Here is a 19,155-nt window from a genome sequence, read left to right on the forward strand (position 1 = left end):
CTAGAGACTAGACCAAATGGGACGACATAATTTTAAGAAATTGAAAATATGGCAAGAGGGAATGAATCTTGTAAGTGAAAACTATAAACTGACAAAAACATATCCAGATTTTGAAAGGTTTAATTTAATCAGTCAAATTAACAGATGTGCAGTCTCCATTCCATCAAATATATCTGAAGGTTCAAGTAAAAGTACAAATAGGCATTTTATAAAATATTTAGAGAATAGTTTGGGGTCAGCTTTTGAATGGGAAACTCAATTAATTGTTTCTCATAATGAAAATTATTTAGACAAAGAAAAGTTCGAAGAACTTGAAAATAAAATTTTACAAATTCAAAAAATGATTGCCTCCTTTATAGATAATCTAGGCAATCAAAGTCTAGACTCTAGTATCTAGCAGTCTAAACTCTCATTATCAAAACAAAAATAGAAATATGAACAAACAAGCCTTTATAGTAAAAGCATATAGGACTGCAGTAGGAAAAGCTCCAAAAGGTGTTTTCCGTTTTAAAAGAACGGATGAGCTAGCTGCCGAAACCATAGCGTATATGATGAATGAGTTGCCACAATTGGACAAAAAACGCATTGATGACGTTATTGTTGGAAATGCCATGCCCGAAGGTTCCCAAGGCCTTAACATGGCCCGATTAATATCCTTAATGGGGCTTAATATAGTTGATGTACCAGGGGTTACCGTAAATAGATTTTGTTCCTCTGGAATAGAAACTATTGGTATTGCCACCGCGAAAATCCAAGCAGGTATGGCCGACTGTATTATTGCAGGCGGTGCAGAAAGCATGAGTGCCGTACCGATGACGGGATATAAAACAGAACTCAATTACGATTTGGCAAAGGCCGGTCACGAAGATTATTACTGGGGTATGGGAAATACTGCGGAAGCGGTAGCCAAACAGTTTAATGTGTCCCGTGAGGACCAGGACGAGTTTGCCTATAACTCGCATATGAAAGCGCTTAGGGCACAGGCAGAGGATCGTTTTCAAAGTCAGATCGTTCCTATTGAGATAGAACAGATATACGTTGATGATAATGGAAAAAAGGCTACTAAAAAATATACGGTGACCAAAGATGAGGGACCACGAAAAGGAACCAGTAAAGAGGCTTTGGCAGGCCTGCGTCCGGTTTTCGCTGCAGGGGGAAGTGTTACTGCCGGTAATTCCTCACAGATGAGCGACGGAGCTGCTTTTGTACTGGTCATGAGTGAGGATATGGTAAAAGAGTTAGGATTGGAACCTATTGCAAGATTGGTCAACTATGCTGCTGCCGGAGTTGAACCCAGAATCATGGGAATAGGCCCTGTAAAAGCTATTCCAAAGGCGCTAAAACAAGCCGGTCTTAAACAAAACGATATCGAATTGATCGAATTAAACGAAGCCTTCGCTTCACAGTCATTGGCAGTAATCCGCGAACTTGGCTTAAATAATGATATAGTCAATGTTAATGGGGGCGCAATTGCTCTTGGCCACCCATTGGGCTGTACCGGAGCAAAGTTGTCCGTTCAACTTTTTGATGAGATGAGAAAGAGGGATATGAAAGGTAAATACGGCATGGTAACCATGTGCGTAGGTACTGGTCAGGGAGCAGCAGGGATATACGAATTTTTAAATTAGATAACTAAAGACATATTTATTGAGGGATTATTTTTTCAATATCTACTCCAATACTTACTATAAAACTTAACAACACACACAATGAGCACAGAAACAACAACTAAAGAAATATTGCGGGGCGGACAATTCCTTGTAAAGGAAACCAATTGCGAGGATATTTTTACACCGGAGGATTTTTCCGAAGAGCAAAAAATGATGCGCGACTCCGTTATTGAGTTCAACGATCGGGAGATTGTGGCCAATAGGGATCGTTTCGAAGCTAAAGATTATGCCTTAACCCAGGAAGTAATGACCAAGGCCGGAGAAATGGGCTTTTTGGGTGTTGCCGTTCCTGAAGCTTATGGGGGATTGGGAATGGGCTTTATTTCTACCATGATAGTTTGCGAATATATTTCTAGTGGAAGTGGATCTTTTAGTACAGCCTTTGGTGCGCATACCGGTATTGGGACCATGCCCATTACATTATACGGTATTGAGGCCCAAAAGCAAAAATATGTCCCAAAATTGGCCACTGGTGAATGGTTCGGTGCTTACTGTTTAACGGAACCAGGGGCTGGTAGTGATGCCAATTCGGGCAAAACCACCGCTACCCTTTCCGCTGATGGCAAGAGCTACAAGATCAATGGCCAGAAAATGTGGATTTCCAATGCCGGGTTCTGTAAATTATTTATTGTTTTTGCACGAATTGAAAATGACAAAAATATCACCGGGTTTATAGTTGAAAATGATCCTAGTAATGGAATCACTTTAGGGGAGGAAGAACATAAATTGGGAATTCGTGCCTCCTCTACCAGACAGGTTTTCTTTAACGACACGGTAGTACCAGTTGAAAACATGCTTTCTGAAAGGGGAAATGGTTTTAAAATTGCCATGAACGCCTTAAATATTGGACGAATAAAATTAGCGGCCGCCTGTTTGGATTCCCAAAGGAGAATTACTACCAATTCCTTAAGGTATGCTACCGAACGTAAGCAGTTTAAAACAGCCATAATAGATTTCGGGGCAATAAAATCGAAGTTGGCGGAAATGGCGACCAGTTTGTATGCCGGGGAAGCTGCCTCATACAGAGCTGCTAAAAATATTGAGGACCGTATTGCCATGCGCCTGGCGGCGGGTAATAGCCATCAGGAAGCCGAGTTGAAGGGTGTAGAGGAATATGCCATTGAATGTTCTATCTTAAAAGTTGCCGTATCCGAAGACGTACAGAACTGCTCGGATGAGGGTATTCAAATTTTTGGTGGTATGGGCTTTTCGGAGGAAACCCCTATGGAAGCCGCATGGAGAGATGCGCGAATAGCCAGAATATACGAAGGTACCAATGAGATTAACAGAATGTTATCCGTTGGCCTCTTGGTTAAGAAAGCCATGAAAGGGCATGTAGATCTGTTGGGGCCGGCTACGGCCGTAGGGAACGAACTAATGGGCATTCCTTCCTTTGACACCCCGGACTATTCCGAATTGTTGTCCGAAGAAAAAGAAATGATCGAAAAGCTTAAGAAAGTTTTCTTAATGGTGGCCGGATCTGCGGTCCAGAAATATGGACCTGCCCTAGATGAACATCAAATGTTACTTTTGGCTGCATCCAATATTTTGATAGAGATCTATTTGGCAGAATCCGCCATCTTACGAACTGAAAAAAATGCAAAACGATTTGGGGAAGCGGCACAAAAAGAACAAATAGCCATGTCCAAATTGTACCTGTACAATGCAGTGGACACTGTTATAAAAAATGGCAAGGAAGCTATAGTATCAATGGCTGATGGTGATGAGCAACGTATGATGCTTATGGGCCTAAAACGGTTTACAAAATATATAAACCAACCCAACGTAGTTGAACTGCGGAATACAATTGCCGAAAAACTAAAGGCTGAGAACAAGTATTGTTTTTAGTGAAGATTGACTAACTCAAGCTCATGCTTCGTAATGAAGCGAAACCGAAGAACCGCTCCAAAAAGAGCGGTTCTTTATTTTATGACCATTAATAGACTGGCTCCTTCCAGAGAAATAGCAAAAGGCTTAAGTATTATTTAGGAAGCTTGATCCAATTTGAAATACAAAAGTAAATACAGAATCTGTAAGAGCGAATGGTACCAGCCACGCATAGGCCTATTTTTCGGATACTTTTTATTTGTGCTGATTGATCAAATGATTTTTCGAGTTAATATTATATTCATTTGACGCATCCTTTATTTAAAACTTCTCCTAAATTATGTGTAGATTAAATAGTTTGCAAGAAATTTTAGAACCCTTCAAAAATTGAGGGTACTAAAAATTAGTAATCCAATTTGGAATGGTGACATACCTATATTGTGATAATCAGGATTTAAGTTTATAAATCAATTTAAATATAATATTCCTTGTCCGGTAGATAATCAATAAAAATATACAGTTATGAATCCTATTAACATTTTTCTCGCAGACGATGATCAAGATGATCGAGAACTTTTTATGGACGCTTTGTCCGAATTACCAATTGAAACCTCGGTAAAACAATTTGAAAACGGGGTTGACCTAATGGCGGAATTATATTCTGGCAACCCCAAGCCTGACACCATTTTTTTAGACCTTCGAATGCCCCTTATGGACGGATTTGAATGCCTAACGGATATCCGTAACATCTCCGAATTATCAGAAATCCAAATAATCATTTATTCCACATCCTATAATGAAAATGAAGTAGACCAACTGCAAGAGGGCGGGGCAAATCTATACATAAAGAAACCCAACTCGTTCAATCAATTGAAAACCGTATTATATAAATCCTTGAAGTCTTTTCAAAATGCAACCTCAAAAACCAATGACGATTTAAATTTTTTGGTTATAGTCTAGATCTGTAACAACTCTACAAATGTTTTTTCTGTCTGAACTTATCGCATTTGCTTAAAAATCAATGGGTTTAAAAAAAATTCGGATCAATAATCCGGATATATTTATCACAGTTTTACCTTTTAACTGCAGTGTATACAAGTTGCAACTAGAGTCTTTTAGTCCTCCTCCGGAAGATATAAATTAAAAGTGGCACCCTTGCCCAGTTCGCCCTGTGCAGTAATAATGCCATGGTGATTTTCCACTATACGTTTTATAATTGCGAGTCCAATTCCTGTACCAGGATATTCTGTCCTCCCATATAGGCGCTGAAATAGTTCAAAGATCTTTTCACTGTATTTTTGTTCAAAGCCTATACCGTTATCCGAAAAAGTGATATGGCAATATTTAGTGTCGTCAACAAAATTTTCACCTTCCAATGAATTACCATAAACATACTCGTTTTTTATAGTTATGTGCACCGGTTTTTCAGGATTAGAAAACTTTAAGGAATTACTTAACAGGTTGTAAAAGAGTTGCTTAAATTGAAATGGGATTATATTGACGATGCAAGTATTATCTGTTTCAATAATAGCATTTTTCTGCAGAAGTTCTTCACTAAGGTCTTGTTTAACTTGCTCAATGATAAGATTAAGATTGATTTTTTCAAAATCGCCTTCCAAATGGTGTGTACGGGAATAGGCCAACAAATCGTCTATAAGAGACTGCATCCTTTCTGCGGACAGTTGCATCCTTTTAAATAGATATTTTCCATTTTCGGAAAGTGTATCTTGATCCTTTTCGATTATTCTGGAAGCAAACGTTTGAATTTTTCTTAAAGGCTCTTGCAAATCATGGCTTGATATGTAAGCAAAGGATTGGAGCTCCTTGTTCATTTTCTGCAGTTCAATGTTCTTTTGTTCCAGCTCAGCCTTCTTTTCCTTAAGTGCATCATCTGCCTCTTTCTTAGCAGTAAGGTCATGGGTTACTTTTGAATATCCTATTACCTCCTTTTTTTCATTGTGCACTGCAGTGATTACCACGCTTGCCCAAAATAAAGTATTGTCCTTCCTTAGGCGCCATCCTTCATGTACTGCTTTGCCCTTTCTGGCAGCCAAACCTAATAACCTTTTGGGAAGTCCGCTATTTCTATCCTCCTCCGTATAAAAATTGGAAAAATCCCTACCTATTATCTCTTCGGCTTTATAGCCCTTAATTTTTTCTGCTCCCGTATTCCAGTTCTCCACAATTCCATCCGGGTTCAAGTAAATTATGGCGTAGTCCTGAACTTCCTCCACCATGAGGTGGTAACGCTGTTCACTTTTTTTAAGCGAATCGTTTAATTCTACCAGCTCGGCAGTACGTTTCTGAACTTGTTTTTCCAATTCGTCAAGGAAAATTTTCTGTTCCTGTATATCGGTACTACTTCCTACCCACATATTTATAATTCCGTCGTCATTACGTTGCGGCTTTGCACGGCTCAATTGCCACCGGTACTCACCATCATGTCTTCGAAAGCGATGCTCCAATAAAAAATCCTTACCGGTTGCAATTGAATCCTCCCAAATTTTAATGTTCATTGCCCTATCGTCCGGATGTACCATCTGCAACCACCCTTTATTGATTAAATGATCTGGCAACAATCCCGAATACTCATAAACTGACTGGTTAAAATAATTCAAATTACCTTGTGGATCTGAGGTCCATACGAACTGGGGAAGTGAGTCGGCCAGTAGTCTGAATTTTTTTTCACTTTCTTCTATTTTCTTGCGGCTAATTACTTGATTTGTAACTTCAATACCCAAAGCCATTATACCTTCAATTTTCCCATTATTGTCTAAAAGTGGTTCGAAGCTGAAGTTGAGATAGGCCATATTCAATTTTCCTTTCCTCATGATCTGCATGGGAAATTCTGAAGTAGAAAAAGTTTTGGTAGTACTATAAACCTCGTCCAGCAACTCTTTAATTCCTTGCGTCTCAAGTTCTGGCATTGCTTCAAGAAGTGGCTGTCCCAATACTTCATCCTCCATTCTGCCCCACATTTCCAGTGCAAGAGAATTTACCAATTCGGTTACATGATCCTTGCCCTGAAATATAGCTATCGATACAGGTGCTTGAGCAATCATTGTGCGAAGCCTACGTTCACTTTCTTGTAATTCTTTTTTCGTAATTACGGTTTCAGTAGTTTCTGTGCAAGTAACAACTACGCCATTTACCTTTCCATAATCATCAAAAGCAGCACTGTAGCAGAATGTCCAATATATATCCTCCATGCTCCCATTTCGATAAAATGGAACCAATTGGTCATTATATGAAACTGGTTTAGCGGTAGTAACTACTTCATTTATCAAGGGGCCTATGTAATCCCATATCTCCGGCCAAACTTCTTTGCCACTTTTTCCAATAGCCGGATGTTTTCCTTCTATCCCAAGACTTGGTCTGTAAGCATCATTATAAAAGCAGATAAGCTCATCACCCCAAAAAAGAAACATAGGATAAGATGAGTGCAAAATTATGGCTAGGGTAGTACGCAAACTTACAGGCCAATCACTGATTTGTCCCAGAGTTGTAGTGTCCCAGTCCATCTCCCTAATAAGCTCGCCCATTTGGCCACTATTCTCAAGGAACGAGAGATTATTTGCTTTATGGGTAGAATTCAGTTTCATCTACTTTAAGGTTGTATCACAAATTCTTCTCTAGAGGATTGTAATACTCTTTTTTGTTTTATCAGATCGATCGTCCTACTTATTACAGTTTTAAGATTTGAAAAATCGGCTGGTTTCCGAATATAGTATTGTGCGCCTTGGCGGTATAATTGGTCCATGACATCAATATTGGAAGAAGTGGAATATATTATTACAGGCAGATGCCTAAATTTTTCACATTGCTTTATTTCCGATAAACACTCCGTTCCTGATTTTCGGGGCATATTAAGATCCAGAAAGAGCACTTGCGGCAGGTTGGGTAAATTATTTTCAAGAAAATCCATAAGCTCTACCCCATTGTTAACCGTCTTCAATGTTGCACACAAAGAAAGCTCGTCCAATGCTTCCTTAAAAAACATGCAATCGTCTTCATCATCATCTGCAAGAAGTATGTGAAAATCGCTATTGGCCATGTTTAATTGATTTAGATACTGAAATTAACCTTTTCCTCTTTAATTCCCTTTACATAAAAATAAAGAAAAATAATTACTGATTAAATTTCCACGGAAATTGTTTATGAGGGGCATATTCATTAGTTTCTGCTTTGAAAAAAAAATTGGGCCTTTTGGACCTCCTGTTATTTTTGGCTTAACTTCCTTGCATTTAAACGGAAAGGCTTATACCTTTAAAAACAAATGTGCTGTTAATACAAGTTTTATTAGTTATGGCATTGCCAAGCACCACTGTACTTTTGAATGCCATATGATCGATTCCAAAGCCAAAGCCCCAACTCCGAAAGCATACCTTAATACCCTTAAATTCATACATGCTGCATTGCTTATTGGAGTTTTGTTGTTTACCACTTTTATCTATGCAACAGGGGAAGGTTTTTTGATAGATTTTACCAAAGACAATAATGTTTTTGTATATCTTGTCCCAACCATTGCCATGTTGAGCTATTTTATAAGCAACTATGTTTTCGGTAAACAATTAAAGGACTTAACAAAACTCAACTCTTTAAAAAGTAAATTGATGCTATATCTACAAGCATGTGTGGTAAGATATGCATTTATAGAGGGTGCAGCAATATTGAGTACTATTGCTTATAGGTTGAATAACCACATTTTTTATCTGGTTATTTCCTTACTTTTAATTCTTTATCTTTTTAAGCTTAGGCCCACCAAGAACAAAGTTATAAACGATTTGGAATTAAAATTAAAGGACCAACACTTTTTCCAAAAAGAAAACGAGGAAATAAAATAAAAGTGGTCATTATAAATAGCTTGGCATATGCAACACCTATACAATGGGAATCAATAATAAAATTTACAACGATATAGATACGATTATCATCGGTTCTGGTGCAGGCGGATTATCTGCAGCCATTTGTCTATCCAAAGCAGGTCAGCGGGTATTGGTATTGGAACAACACGATGTTCCTGGTGGCTGGTGCCATAGCTTCTATTTAAACGGCCACCGTTTTTCTCCAGGAGTGCATTATATTGGACTGCTTGGAGAAGGAGAATCTACAAGAACCCTATATGAAGGATTGGGGATAGCCAATGATCTGGTTTTTTTTAGAATGAATCCCACGGGATATGAGCACTGTTTTATTGGAGAAGAAAGAATAGACCTGCCGGGCAATTTTAATGATCTAAACACCTCTCTAGGGCATAGGTTCCCTAAGGAAAAAAAACGTCTCGATGATTATTTAAAGTTGGTCAGGAATGTTTCTCGACAAATACAACTGATTCCTAAAATAAACGGTTTTTGGGATCATATCACCATCCCTTTTAGAACAAAGCATATGGGCAAGTTTGCCCTGTTCAGTTTGAAGCGTGTTATCAACTGGCATATAAAAGACCCCCTACTGCAAAAAATACTCAATATACAATGGGGAGATCACGGATTGGCTCCTTCGAGGGCGAGTTTCCCTTTGCACTGCGCTGTCATGGACCATTATTTTAGCGGGGGCTACTACCCTATGGGTGGCGGAGCTGCTATTGTAAAAGCCATGACCAAGGCGTTACAAAAAAATGGTGGGACCATACGTACGGGTACAGCCGTAAAAAGAATTCTTTTGGAAGGGGATAAAAAGAAAAAGGCCATTGGGGTGGAATTGAGAAATGGGGAGAAAATATTTGCATCCAGAATCATTTCCAATGCTGATCCAGGGATTACCTATTTGAAACTGATAAAAGAACAAAACCTAAGCGCAAAACTTCTTAAAAAACTTAAAAAAACAAAGTATTCCTGTAGTTCCCTAATGCTTTTTCTAACCGTTGCTACCGACGTTCGAAAATTAGGAATGGACTCGGGCAATATATGGATGATGGATAACAGGGATATGGATGACATTTACGAAGAGATGACCGCGATTGATATTACTAATGGCGAAGTGTTCCCTGGATTGTTCATTAGCTGTACCACGCTAAAAGACCCCACAAGTTTCGATGGAAAACACCACTCTCTTGAAGTCATTACTTATATCAATCCCGATTCATTCTCCAAATTCAACAATGAGGATGAACAGCGATCAAAGGAGTATTTGGAATTCAAGGAAATATTGACCCATAAAATGATAAATACCCTGGAACGTGCCCTACCGGGTATTAGTAAGCATATTGTTCATAAAGAATTGGGAACGCCAATCACCAACAAATACTATTTGAATGCTACCAATGGCAGCGTATACGGTACTGAAAAGAGTTTTGGACAGATAGGTCCCTTTGCCTTTAAGGCCAAGAGCGAAATAGAGAATCTTTATATGTGCGGGGCAAGTATCCAATCCCATGGAGTGGCCGGCGCAAGTTATTCCGGGGTCCAGACGGCAGCCGCCATACTGAATTGCAGACAAGATGACCTGATAAAACCAGATGATTCCCAGAACATTAGGATCTTTGAAGCGGAAGACCATTCCGACTATCCTAAGGATATCCAACAAAAAATAAATTTGAGAAAAGCGCGACAGCTATCAAATAAAAAAAAGCATGACAATCCAACCCTAATTTAAATATTAACTTATCTTCCAATCAATTTTACTAATATGAAAGCATTAAAATTATCGATTGCATTATTTGCGTTAACCATTTTCACCGTGAACAATAGTTATGGACAGGATTGGCCCAATCTGGAGCGCTTTGCAGAGGACAACAAAGAGGTGGGAATGCCAGCTACCAACGAAAATCGTGTGGTATTTATGGGCAATTCCATTACCATAGGTTGGATAAATAAAAGGCCGGAGTTCTTTGAAGGGAAACCTTATATCAACAGAGGTATTAGCGGACAGACTACACCCCAGATGTTATTGCGTTTTAGACAGGACGTAATCGATTTAAAACCCAAAGTAGTGGTTATTCTGGCTGGAACCAATGATATTGCAGGAAATACAGGGCCTTCTACCCCCAAGATGATCTTGGACAATATGAAGTCCATGGCCGAACTTGCAAAGGCCAACGGAATTAAAGTAATTATCTCCTCCGTGCTTCCTGCCTTCGATTACCCATGGAAACCTGGATTAAATCCCAATGAAAAAATTCCTGCATTGAACAAAATGTTAAAAGAATATACGGAAGCGAATGGTCATATTTATCTAGACTATTTTACCGCAATGGCCGATGATAGAAACGGACTTCCAAAAAAATATGCAGACGATGAGGTTCATCCTACCGCGGCGGGTTATGCTGTAATGGAACCATTAGTGGAAGCCGCAATAAACAAGGCATTGAAATAGCCTGGGATTTTACTCACTTTGGAAAAATATTTTTACGAGGTATTTTAGAATTAAATCCTAATTAACAATGGGCAAACTACTCTTAATTTTCCTGTCTATAGGCTTTTATTTTTGCAACGCACAAGATATTTTTGAAGTAAAAGGACTTTGTATTGCCGCACCCCATGCCGATGGTGTAGCCGAGTTTGTAAAATTCGTTGATGAAGAATTAGGCCCTAATGGCATCAACACCCTGGCACTACGGGTAGATTTCAATTATGCCTATGAATCAAGACCAGAACTGAGAGGTAACAATCCATTGTCCAAAGTGCAAATAAAGGAATTGGTAGCCGTTGCCAAAAAACACAATATAAACCTAATTCCTCAGGTAAATTTATTCGGACATCAGAGTTGGGCAGAAAAAACCAATAAACTTCTTGAGGTATATCCCCAATTTGACGAAACGCCACATGTTAAAATACCTGTAAAATATGAATGGCCAAATGCCGATGGCCTCTATTGTAAAAGTTATTGTCCGTTACATCCGGAAGTGCACAATGTGGTGTTTGATCTGGTAGATGAAATTATTGCTGTTTTTGAGGCAAAAGCCTTTCACGCAGGAATGGACGAGGTATTTTACATTGCAGATGAAAAATGCCCACGCTGCCAAGGAAAAGACCCAGCTGCAATTTTTGCCAATGAAGTTAATAAGATAAGCCGGCATTTAGAGATGAACAGCAAACGGCTATGGATTTGGGGAGATCGTTTAATAGATGCTTCCACTTCAGGAATTGGGATGTGGGAGGCAAGTATGAACAACACTGCCAGGGCCATAGACCTAATTGACAAATCTGTAGTTATTTGCGACTGGCATTATGAAAGGGCATTACCTACCCCTGCCCTATTTGCGCTTAAGGGGTTGGACGTTATTGCCTGTCCCTGGAAGAAGCCTGAGGTTGCCAGGGAACAGGTTAAAATGATGTATAATTTTAGAGAAAATGCAAGCCCAGAAATGAAGAAACACTTTTTGGGCATGATGCACACCGTCTGGTCCTCTGCCAGTGAATTTATAAAAAGCTATCATAGCCAAAAAGCAAAAGAAATCAATCCCTTTACCCAAGAGGCCTGTTTTAGGGCAATGTTGGCCGCAATAAAGGATCTGGAACTGATTGGTGAAAACACCAATTAGACTTTATATCGATCAGCTTTATAAAACTGCTGGAGTTGGGCACTATACATTCATTTGCTAAGCCCATATTGACCATATAGCGAAATATATTTCTACTTTTGACAAATGAATAAAAGTAGTATCAGCATTCTTATTCCTTTTAAAAATACCCAGGAATTTCTACCGGACTGCATAAAATCCATCATCGACCAAACATATGAAGACTGGGAAATTCTGGCTGTAAATGATCATTCTACCGACAATAGTTTGGATATCATGTATTCATATGCACAAAAGGATACCAGGATCAAGGTATTGAAAAATGAAGGCAAGGGAATTATTGAGGCACTTAGAACAGCATATTCCCATTCCCAGAGCACCTATATAACCAGAATGGATTCCGATGATGTTATGTCCCCAAATAAATTGGAAACCATGGTTAATTCCCTTAAAAATTATGGACAGGGATACGTAGCCCTCGGAAAGGTGAAATACTTTTCAAAAGAGGGGGTTGGAGATGGTTACAAGAGTTATGAAAAATGGTTAAACGGCTTAACGGAAAAGGGATTAAATTATTCAGAAATATATAAGGAATGTGTAATACCCTCCCCATGTTGGATGGTAGATAGGAAAGATCTGGAAAAGGCTGGGTCATTTTCTTCAAATCGCTATCCGGAAGATTACGACCTAGCCTTCCGTTTTTATGAGCAGGGTCTAAAATGTATTCCAACCAATGAACTTCTTCACTATTGGCGCGATTATGGACATAGAACTTCCAGAACTAGTGAACACTATGCCCAAAATTATTTCTTGGATATTAAACTCCATTATTTCCTGAAGCTTGACCATGATAATCAAAGCCCCTTGGTACTCTGGGGTGCAGGTAGCAAAGGAAAAACTTTAGCTAAAAAACTTCTAAAAAAGGACATAGCTTTTACATGGGTATGCAATAACTCCAATAAAATTGGATTGGATATTTATGATAAAAAGATGGATCATTATCTAGGAATAAACAAACTCCAAAATGCCCAAATCATAATTACTGTTGCCAACAAAGAAGCTCAGGAATTTATAAAAGACTATTTGTTGGCACAGGGAAAAAAAACTGTTCAAGATATTTTCTTTTTTTGTTGAACCTGACATTGAACCGCCTCTTTAAAGAATACTCCTGCTATTCCCGGTCACTTAACTAGTGAGCAGATGGATAATAAATTTAAGACTGCCTCGAAATTCTTTTCTTATATTTGAAAAATTAAATTTAGGAATGCTGTTTAAACATCCGGAACTCCTTTGGGCCCTTTTACTTCTCCTTATTCCTATTTTCATTCATCTTTTCCAACTCCGTAGATTTAAGAAAACCCCATTTACCAATGTAAAAATCTTAAAAAAGGTAGTGGCGGAATCCAGAAAGAGCAACTCCCTAAAAAAATGGCTACTGTTATTTACTCGCCTTTTGCTGCTAACTGCACTTATTGTTGCTTTTGCCCAACCCTTTATTCCTGGAAAATCAGCACTAAAAAGTAACGAAATAGTTATTTACCTTGATAATTCCCTAAGTATGCAAGCCAAAATGGGAACAGCTACCTTATTGGAAAATATGGTACAAGGAATTCTAAAATCTGTTCCTGAAGAAAATATTTTCACTCTTTTTACCAACGATAAAATATTTCGTGAGGTCCGTATTGGAGATATTAAAAACGATTTGCTTGCCCTCCTTTATTCCAAGAACCAATTACAGCTAAAAGAAATTAATTTAAAGGCCAGAACCTTATTCTCGGAAGCTGAAGGTACGCGTAAAGATCTTGTCTTGATTTCCGATTTTCAAAAGAGTATTAATTCACCTACTACAGACTCGCTCCCCGATATAAATAGGCATTTGGTAAAATTGATACCGGAAAACCTTGTTAATATTTCAATCGATACTGTATTTATCAATACTATTTCCTCAGAGAATTTAGATTTAAAAAGCATACTCTCTACCAACACTGAATTGGACAACACTCCGGTTTCTCTTTACAATGGAGAAAAATTGATTGCAAAAACATCGGTTACCTTCAATAAGAATAAAAAGGGCGAGGTAATTTTTACCATTCCGGCAAACGAACTTATCAATGGCGAAATTGTGATCACCGATGCAGGACTTAATTATGACAATCAACTTTACTTCAATTTAGCCAAGCAAGATAAAATTAAGGTGCTATCCATAGGGGATGCCGATAGTGATTACTTGAAGCGTATTTTTGATGAGGAGGTATTTCAGTATTCCAATCTCAACTTAAAATCATTGAATTACAGCCTATTGGAGTCGCAAAATTTGATTATACTAAATGAACTTAACTCTGTCCCCATAGCCTTGCAAAATGCTCTACAAGCCTTTAAAAATAACGGAGGCAGTTTAGTAATTGTTCCAAGTGGCCAGGCCAATTTGGAAAATTACAATTCCTTTTTAATAGGGCTTTCCAATACTATGCTAATTTCTTCGGTGGTGGAAGAAAGAAAAATTAGTCAGATTGCCTTTGCCCATCCTTTGTATAAAAATGTGTTCGAAAAAGAAGTAACCAATTTCCAATATCCCTCCGTAAATTCATTCTATAGTATTAAATCGGCCATGCCAAAAATACTTTCTTACCAAAGTGGTGATCCGTTTTTGGTAGGGGAAAACGGCACTTATTTATTTACAGCATCCATATCCAAGGAAAATTCAAATATTTTAAATTCTCCCTTAATTGTGCCAACCTTGTACAACATGGGTATGGCAAGTCTTAAGATTCCCAAAATTTATGAGATGATAGGTGGCAAAACCACCGTTGATATTCCCGTTAATCTTACAAAAGATCGGATTTTGAAAGTGTCCCAAAAAGATTTCGAATTTATACCCTTTCAACAATCTTTTACCAACAAAACCACCTTAACTTTTGATGATTATCCTGAGGTTTCCGGGATATACGATATAACGGACGAAGGAAAGATAGTTAAGTACATCAGTTTCAACTTTCCTAGGACAGAAAGCCAGCTACAATATATGAATCTAGATGAGCTCAATGCTAGTAGTAAAAACGACAATGTTGCAGCATTGTTCCAAAATATAGAAAAAGACAATAGCATCAACGAGCTTTGGAAATGGTTTGTTATTTTAGCACTAGCATTTATATTTATTGAAGTTCTTATCCAAAAATTTCTGAAATGAACATACTTTTAAAATCGGCCAAGATTGTTTCTCCTTCCAACAAGGAACTTCATTTAAAAAAGCGCGATATTTTTATAAAAAACGGGGTAATTGAAGATATTGCTGCCAATTTGGATGTTCAAGGAAAAACAAAGGTCATCCAATATAAGAACCTACATGTATCCCTAGGATGGTTCGATTCCAGCGTAAGTTTTGGCGAACCGGGCTATGAGGAAAGGGAAACCATTGAAAATGGATTATACACAGCGGCAAGAAGTGGTTTTACCGATATAGTCCTAAACCCCAATACCAACCCCCTCCCAGATAGCAGCTCCGACATTGTCTTTTTAAAGAATGCCTCCAAAAATGCGGCTACTACCCTTCATGCCTTAGGAACTTTGACCGTTAAGTCTGAAGGAGAAAGTTTGGCCGAACTATATGATATGAAAACTGCCGGTGCAGTAGGGTTTTATGATTACAAATTACCTTTAAGAAACTCGAACCTTCTCAAAATTTCCCTCCAATATGCCCATAATTTCAGTGGCCTTGTGCATTCTTTTCCAATGGATTTACAGATTGCGGGAAAAGGAATTGTGAATGAAGGTGAAGTATCTACAAAACTAGGCCTAAAAGGAATTCCTAATTTGGCCGAGGAGCTAAATATTGTTAGGGATCTGTTCATATTGGAATATACGGGTGGAAAACTGCACATCCCCACTATTTCAACGGCCAATTCCGTAAAACTAATTGGGGAGGCTAAAAAAAAGGGATTGGATGTTAGCTGCAGCGTGGCTGTACACAACCTATGCTTCACCGATGATACTTTGACAGAGTTCGACTCCCTCTTTAAATTGATGCCTCCACTTAGGACCCAATCGGACCGTAAGGCCTTGATCAAGGGATTAAGCGATGGAACCATAGATTTTGTTACCTCAGACCATAGGCCTATGGATATTGAACACAAAAGAGTGGAATTCGATAATGCCTCGGACGGCACTATAGGTCTGGAAAGCGCTTTTGGAATGTTAAATCAGATTTTTGATCTTGATACCACCATATCCCTTCTTACGAAAGGTCGCGAAAGATATGGCATTGAAACTCCTGTGCTGAAAGTAGGTGAAAATGCAGCGCTTACCTTATTCGACCCCGATCAGGAATATACCTTTGAAGAAGAGGACATTTTATCCAATTCAAAGAATAGCTGCTTTTTGGGAAGTAAACTTAAAGGAAAGGTTTACGGAATTGTATCCAACAATCAAATAATTAACTAAATTTATAGGAACTAAAAACTTAACGATGGACCAGAAAACTATAAGTGAGGGAAAAACTATGGCATTAATCAGTTATATTACTGTTATTGGTCTGCTCATTGCCTTTATAGTAAACAGTGATAAAAAAAATGAATTTGTCAAATTCCATATTGGACAATCATTAAGGGTGTGGATCTTGGCCATTGCACTTTCCATTGTCCTTGGACTTATAGCTGTTACAATGGGTATGGGTTTCCTCAGAATATTGCAGTGGGCCCCATGGGTTTTGGCTGTAATGGGTGCCATAAATGCCTACAACGGCAAAATGGAAAAATTACCGATTATTGGAACCATTGGGGAATAATTATAAGAATCAATATATTCAGGGAGGTCTAATAAGGCCTCTTTTTTTGTTCAAATTTTAAACTTGACTAACTTTGCCTCTATGGATAATGTTATTAAGGAAGGAAAGACTACGGCAATTGTAGCTTACCTTACTATGGTTGGGGCTTTGATTGCCATATCGATGAATTCAGATCCCAAGAACGAGTTTGCCCGGTTTCATACCCGACAAGCTTTTGGATTACATCTCGTATTCCTTGGCTTTGCTATTTTTTTAAGCAATTGGTACAATGAATATGCCTGGTACGGCCTTTATGTTTTTTATATTGTACTTTGGTTCTACGGCTTTCTCGGAGCCTTGAACAACAAAAAACAAGAGGTGCCCGTACTCGGTCCCTATTTTCAAAAATGGTTCACTTTTATATCTTAGAATGACTACAGCTCCCCTATCATTGGAACATCTTATTAGACCATCAAATATTACCGAGGGTAAGCCTCCAGTGCTGTTCATGTTCCACGGCTATGGCAGCAATGAGGAAGATCTGTTTTCCTTTGCTTCAGAACTCCCCAAAGAACTTTGTATCATATCCGTTAGGGCCCCCTACCCTATGCAACCCTATGGCAATGCTTGGTATGCTATTAACTTTGAAGCTGAAAAAGGCAAATGGAACAATGAGGAAGAAGCGGTTCTTTCCAGGGATAAGATTAAAATATTTATAGAGGAAGCTTGCAAAACCTATGGGCTGGACGAAAAAAATGTAACCCTCTTAGGATTCAGCCAAGGCACCATCCTGAGTTATGCAGTAGCCTTGTCCTACCCTGATCTGGTCAAAAATGTAATAGCCCTTAGTGGTTATATCAATGAAAACCTCATTTTGAAGGACTATAAGGAAAACAACTTCAAAAATCTAAAGATTTATGTCTCCCACGGAAGTGTAGATCAGGTAATTCCAGTCGCCTGGGCCCAACAAGCGCCCGGCATTTTAAAGGATCTAAAGATAGACCATGTATATGAGGAATTCCCGGTTGGCCATGGTGTGGCCCCCCAAAATTTCTACTCCTTCAAGACATGGCTACAGGATAAAATTTAATTGCTACGGGTGTACAACAAGTGGTCCATCAAAGAAAAATCCACACCCAGATCATCCTTAAGTTCATACTTGATCAATACTTCTCCCCAATATTTCCCATCCGAGAAATCGGCCAAAATCCATTTATGGTTTAAAATCTTGATCTTGTTTATTTTAAAATCGTTTTCCATACCCTCATACGGGATTAGGGGGTTATCCCCCTTACTCTCATTGGTCTCCAATAATTTATCCGATATATAGAGACTAGGGTCCTTCAAATTTAGATGGTCGTAATAGGCCAAGGCATCATCATTATTTTCCAAAGAAAAATATTGGTTGTCCAAAACCTTTATATGTAGTTTCTGTATGGAATCCTCCAATTGGGAAAGCTGCTCTTCCTGGGACTCGATTTTTGTGTTTTTTGCCTTCACCATATTATTGGTACTTACAAATTGGTAAAGTGCTATTAGCGTAACGAATATGAACAAATACAAGTAAATCTTATGTTTCATTCCCTTATTTTCTATTTTATTGGTTTAATAATAATTTTTATGTTGAAATATTTTCCTGAACTATGATCTATAGGGTTGTTTAAACCTCTATAACCAAATTGTCATAAGCCAAATGCACATTATCCGGAAGCAGTTTCTCCACTTCATCATGAAAACCCAATAAGTGGCTTATATGGGTCAAATAAGCCGTTTTAGGCTTTACGATATCAATGAATTCCAAAGCTTCCTCCAAATTAAAATGGGAATGGTGGGGCTCTATTCGCAAGGCATTGACTACCAAGGTATTTACCCCCTTTATTTTTTCCATTTCTCCTTTTTCAATGCTTTTTACATCGGTTAGATAAACGAAGTCCTGTATTCTAAACCCAAAAACCTGTAATCTATTGTGTTGAGCCTCTACAGGTATGGCCATTAAGTTTCCTATCCTGAACGGCTTGTTATTTTTTATCGTATTGATCTCTACGGCAGGGGCACCAGGATATCTATTTTCATCTGCGAATATATAATCGAACCGTCCTTTGATCGAAGTAACAACCCTCTCATGGGCATATATGGGAATATCCCCCTGCCTGAAAAAAAATGGTCTTATATCATCTATTCCTGCTGTATGATCAGAATGTTCATGGGTAAATAAAATGCCATCGATCTTTACTACATTATTGCTAAGCATTTGCTGTCTAAAATCGGGGCCACAATCTATTATAAAATTATAGGAATCCCAAGAAACCATTACCGAAACCCTCAGCCTTTTATCCTTGGAATTATTGCTTAAACAGACAGGGTGTTTGCTCCCAATTACGGGGATTCCCTGTGATGTTCCGGTACCTAGAAAAGTTATTTTCAATCTTATATCTATT

At 38.4% G+C, this 19,155-nt stretch carries 18 protein-coding genes; 14 read left to right on the top strand and 4 right to left on the bottom strand.

Going from position 1 to position 19,155, the window contains the following annotated elements:
• Positions 1-16: 16 nt before the first annotated feature.
• From LV92_RS19455 to LV92_RS19470, 4 genes are all read left to right on the top strand, one after another.
• Complete coding sequence (locus LV92_RS19455; RefSeq protein WP_111625276.1) at positions 17-397, top strand: four helix bundle protein; 381 nt, start codon at positions 17-19, stop codon at positions 395-397.
• A 37-nt stretch (positions 398-434) separates the two neighbouring features.
• On the top strand, positions 435-1,628 hold the full coding sequence (locus LV92_RS19460) for an acetyl-CoA C-acyltransferase (protein ID WP_111625277.1): 1,194 nt from the start codon (positions 435-437) through the stop codon (positions 1,626-1,628).
• An 81-nt stretch (positions 1,629-1,709) separates the two neighbouring features.
• Positions 1,710-3,518: an acyl-CoA dehydrogenase family protein gene (locus LV92_RS19465; protein WP_111625278.1), complete on the top strand. Its 1,809-nt coding sequence runs from the start codon at positions 1,710-1,712 to the stop codon at positions 3,516-3,518.
• Between the two features lie 501 nt (positions 3,519-4,019).
• Positions 4,020-4,457 carry a response regulator gene (locus LV92_RS19470; protein ID WP_111625279.1) on the top strand — a complete coding sequence of 146 codons (438 nt, stop codon included), beginning with the start codon at positions 4,020-4,022 and terminating at the stop codon, positions 4,455-4,457.
• Positions 4,458-4,612: 155 nt separating this feature from the next.
• Here LV92_RS19470 and LV92_RS19475 read toward each other — a convergent pair whose 3' ends face one another.
• Both LV92_RS19475 and LV92_RS19480 read right to left on the bottom strand, forming a co-directional pair.
• A complete protein-coding gene (locus tag LV92_RS19475) occupies positions 4,613-7,099 on the bottom strand; it encodes a PAS domain-containing sensor histidine kinase (protein ID WP_111625280.1) in 2,487 nt (828 codons plus the stop codon).
• 5 nt (positions 7,100-7,104) lie between these two features.
• Positions 7,105-7,551: a response regulator gene (locus LV92_RS19480; protein WP_111625281.1), complete on the bottom strand. Its 447-nt coding sequence runs from the start codon at positions 7,549-7,551 to the stop codon at positions 7,105-7,107.
• A gap of 103 nt (positions 7,552-7,654) precedes the next feature.
• On the opposite strand from LV92_RS19480, the gene LV92_RS19485 reads away from it, so the two are divergent.
• From LV92_RS19485 to LV92_RS19530, 10 genes are all read left to right on the top strand, one after another.
• Complete coding sequence (locus LV92_RS19485; RefSeq protein ID WP_111625282.1) at positions 7,655-8,341, top strand: hypothetical protein; 687 nt, start codon at positions 7,655-7,657, stop codon at positions 8,339-8,341.
• A 43-nt stretch (positions 8,342-8,384) separates the two neighbouring features.
• The gene (locus LV92_RS19490) at positions 8,385-10,091 is read left to right on the top strand and encodes a phytoene desaturase family protein (protein ID WP_111625283.1); all 1,707 of its coding nucleotides are present in this window, start codon (positions 8,385-8,387) and stop codon (positions 10,089-10,091) included.
• Positions 10,092-10,124: 33 nt separating this feature from the next.
• On the top strand, positions 10,125-10,811 hold the full coding sequence (locus LV92_RS19495; RefSeq protein WP_111625284.1) for an SGNH/GDSL hydrolase family protein: 687 nt from the start codon (positions 10,125-10,127) through the stop codon (positions 10,809-10,811).
• Positions 10,812-10,878: 67 nt separating this feature from the next.
• Positions 10,879-11,979: a family 20 glycosylhydrolase gene (locus LV92_RS19500; protein ID WP_111625285.1), complete on the top strand. Its 1,101-nt coding sequence runs from the start codon at positions 10,879-10,881 to the stop codon at positions 11,977-11,979.
• A gap of 105 nt (positions 11,980-12,084) precedes the next feature.
• The gene (locus tag LV92_RS19505) at positions 12,085-13,092 is read left to right on the top strand and encodes a glycosyltransferase family 2 protein (protein ID WP_111625286.1); all 1,008 of its coding nucleotides are present in this window, start codon (positions 12,085-12,087) and stop codon (positions 13,090-13,092) included.
• A 130-nt stretch (positions 13,093-13,222) separates the two neighbouring features.
• Positions 13,223-15,145: a BatA domain-containing protein gene (locus LV92_RS19510; protein WP_111625287.1), complete on the top strand. Its 1,923-nt coding sequence runs from the start codon at positions 13,223-13,225 to the stop codon at positions 15,143-15,145.
• The gene (locus LV92_RS19515) at positions 15,142-16,395 is read left to right on the top strand and encodes a dihydroorotase (RefSeq protein WP_111625288.1); all 1,254 of its coding nucleotides are present in this window, start codon (positions 15,142-15,144) and stop codon (positions 16,393-16,395) included. The genes LV92_RS19510 and LV92_RS19515 overlap by 4 nt, the downstream gene beginning before the upstream one ends.
• 25 nt (positions 16,396-16,420) lie before the next feature.
• The gene (locus LV92_RS19520) at positions 16,421-16,738 is read left to right on the top strand and encodes a DUF4870 domain-containing protein (RefSeq protein ID WP_111625289.1); all 318 of its coding nucleotides are present in this window, start codon (positions 16,421-16,423) and stop codon (positions 16,736-16,738) included.
• Positions 16,739-16,819: 81 nt separating this feature from the next.
• Entirely contained in the window at positions 16,820-17,146 is a 327-nt protein-coding gene (locus tag LV92_RS19525; RefSeq protein ID WP_085498161.1) for a hypothetical protein, read from the top strand.
• Between the two features lies 1 nt (position 17,147).
• On the top strand, positions 17,148-17,807 hold the full coding sequence (locus LV92_RS19530) for an alpha/beta hydrolase (protein WP_111625290.1): 660 nt from the start codon (positions 17,148-17,150) through the stop codon (positions 17,805-17,807).
• Here LV92_RS19530 and LV92_RS19535 read toward each other — a convergent pair.
• Together LV92_RS19535 and LV92_RS19540 are read right to left on the bottom strand one after the other, a co-directional pair.
• The gene (locus LV92_RS19535; RefSeq protein WP_111625291.1) at positions 17,804-18,298 is read right to left on the bottom strand and encodes a hydrolase; all 495 of its coding nucleotides are present in this window, start codon (positions 18,296-18,298) and stop codon (positions 17,804-17,806) included. The two genes, LV92_RS19530 and LV92_RS19535, sit on opposite strands and share 4 nt — an antisense overlap.
• A gap of 79 nt (positions 18,299-18,377) precedes the next feature.
• Positions 18,378-19,142: an MBL fold metallo-hydrolase gene (locus tag LV92_RS19540; RefSeq protein ID WP_111625292.1), complete on the bottom strand. Its 765-nt coding sequence runs from the start codon at positions 19,140-19,142 to the stop codon at positions 18,378-18,380.
• Between the last annotated feature and the right edge of the window lie 13 nt (positions 19,143-19,155).

Source organism: Arenibacter echinorum, assembly GCF_003259375.1.
Lineage (GTDB): Bacteria > Bacteroidota > Bacteroidia > Flavobacteriales > Flavobacteriaceae > Arenibacter > Arenibacter echinorum.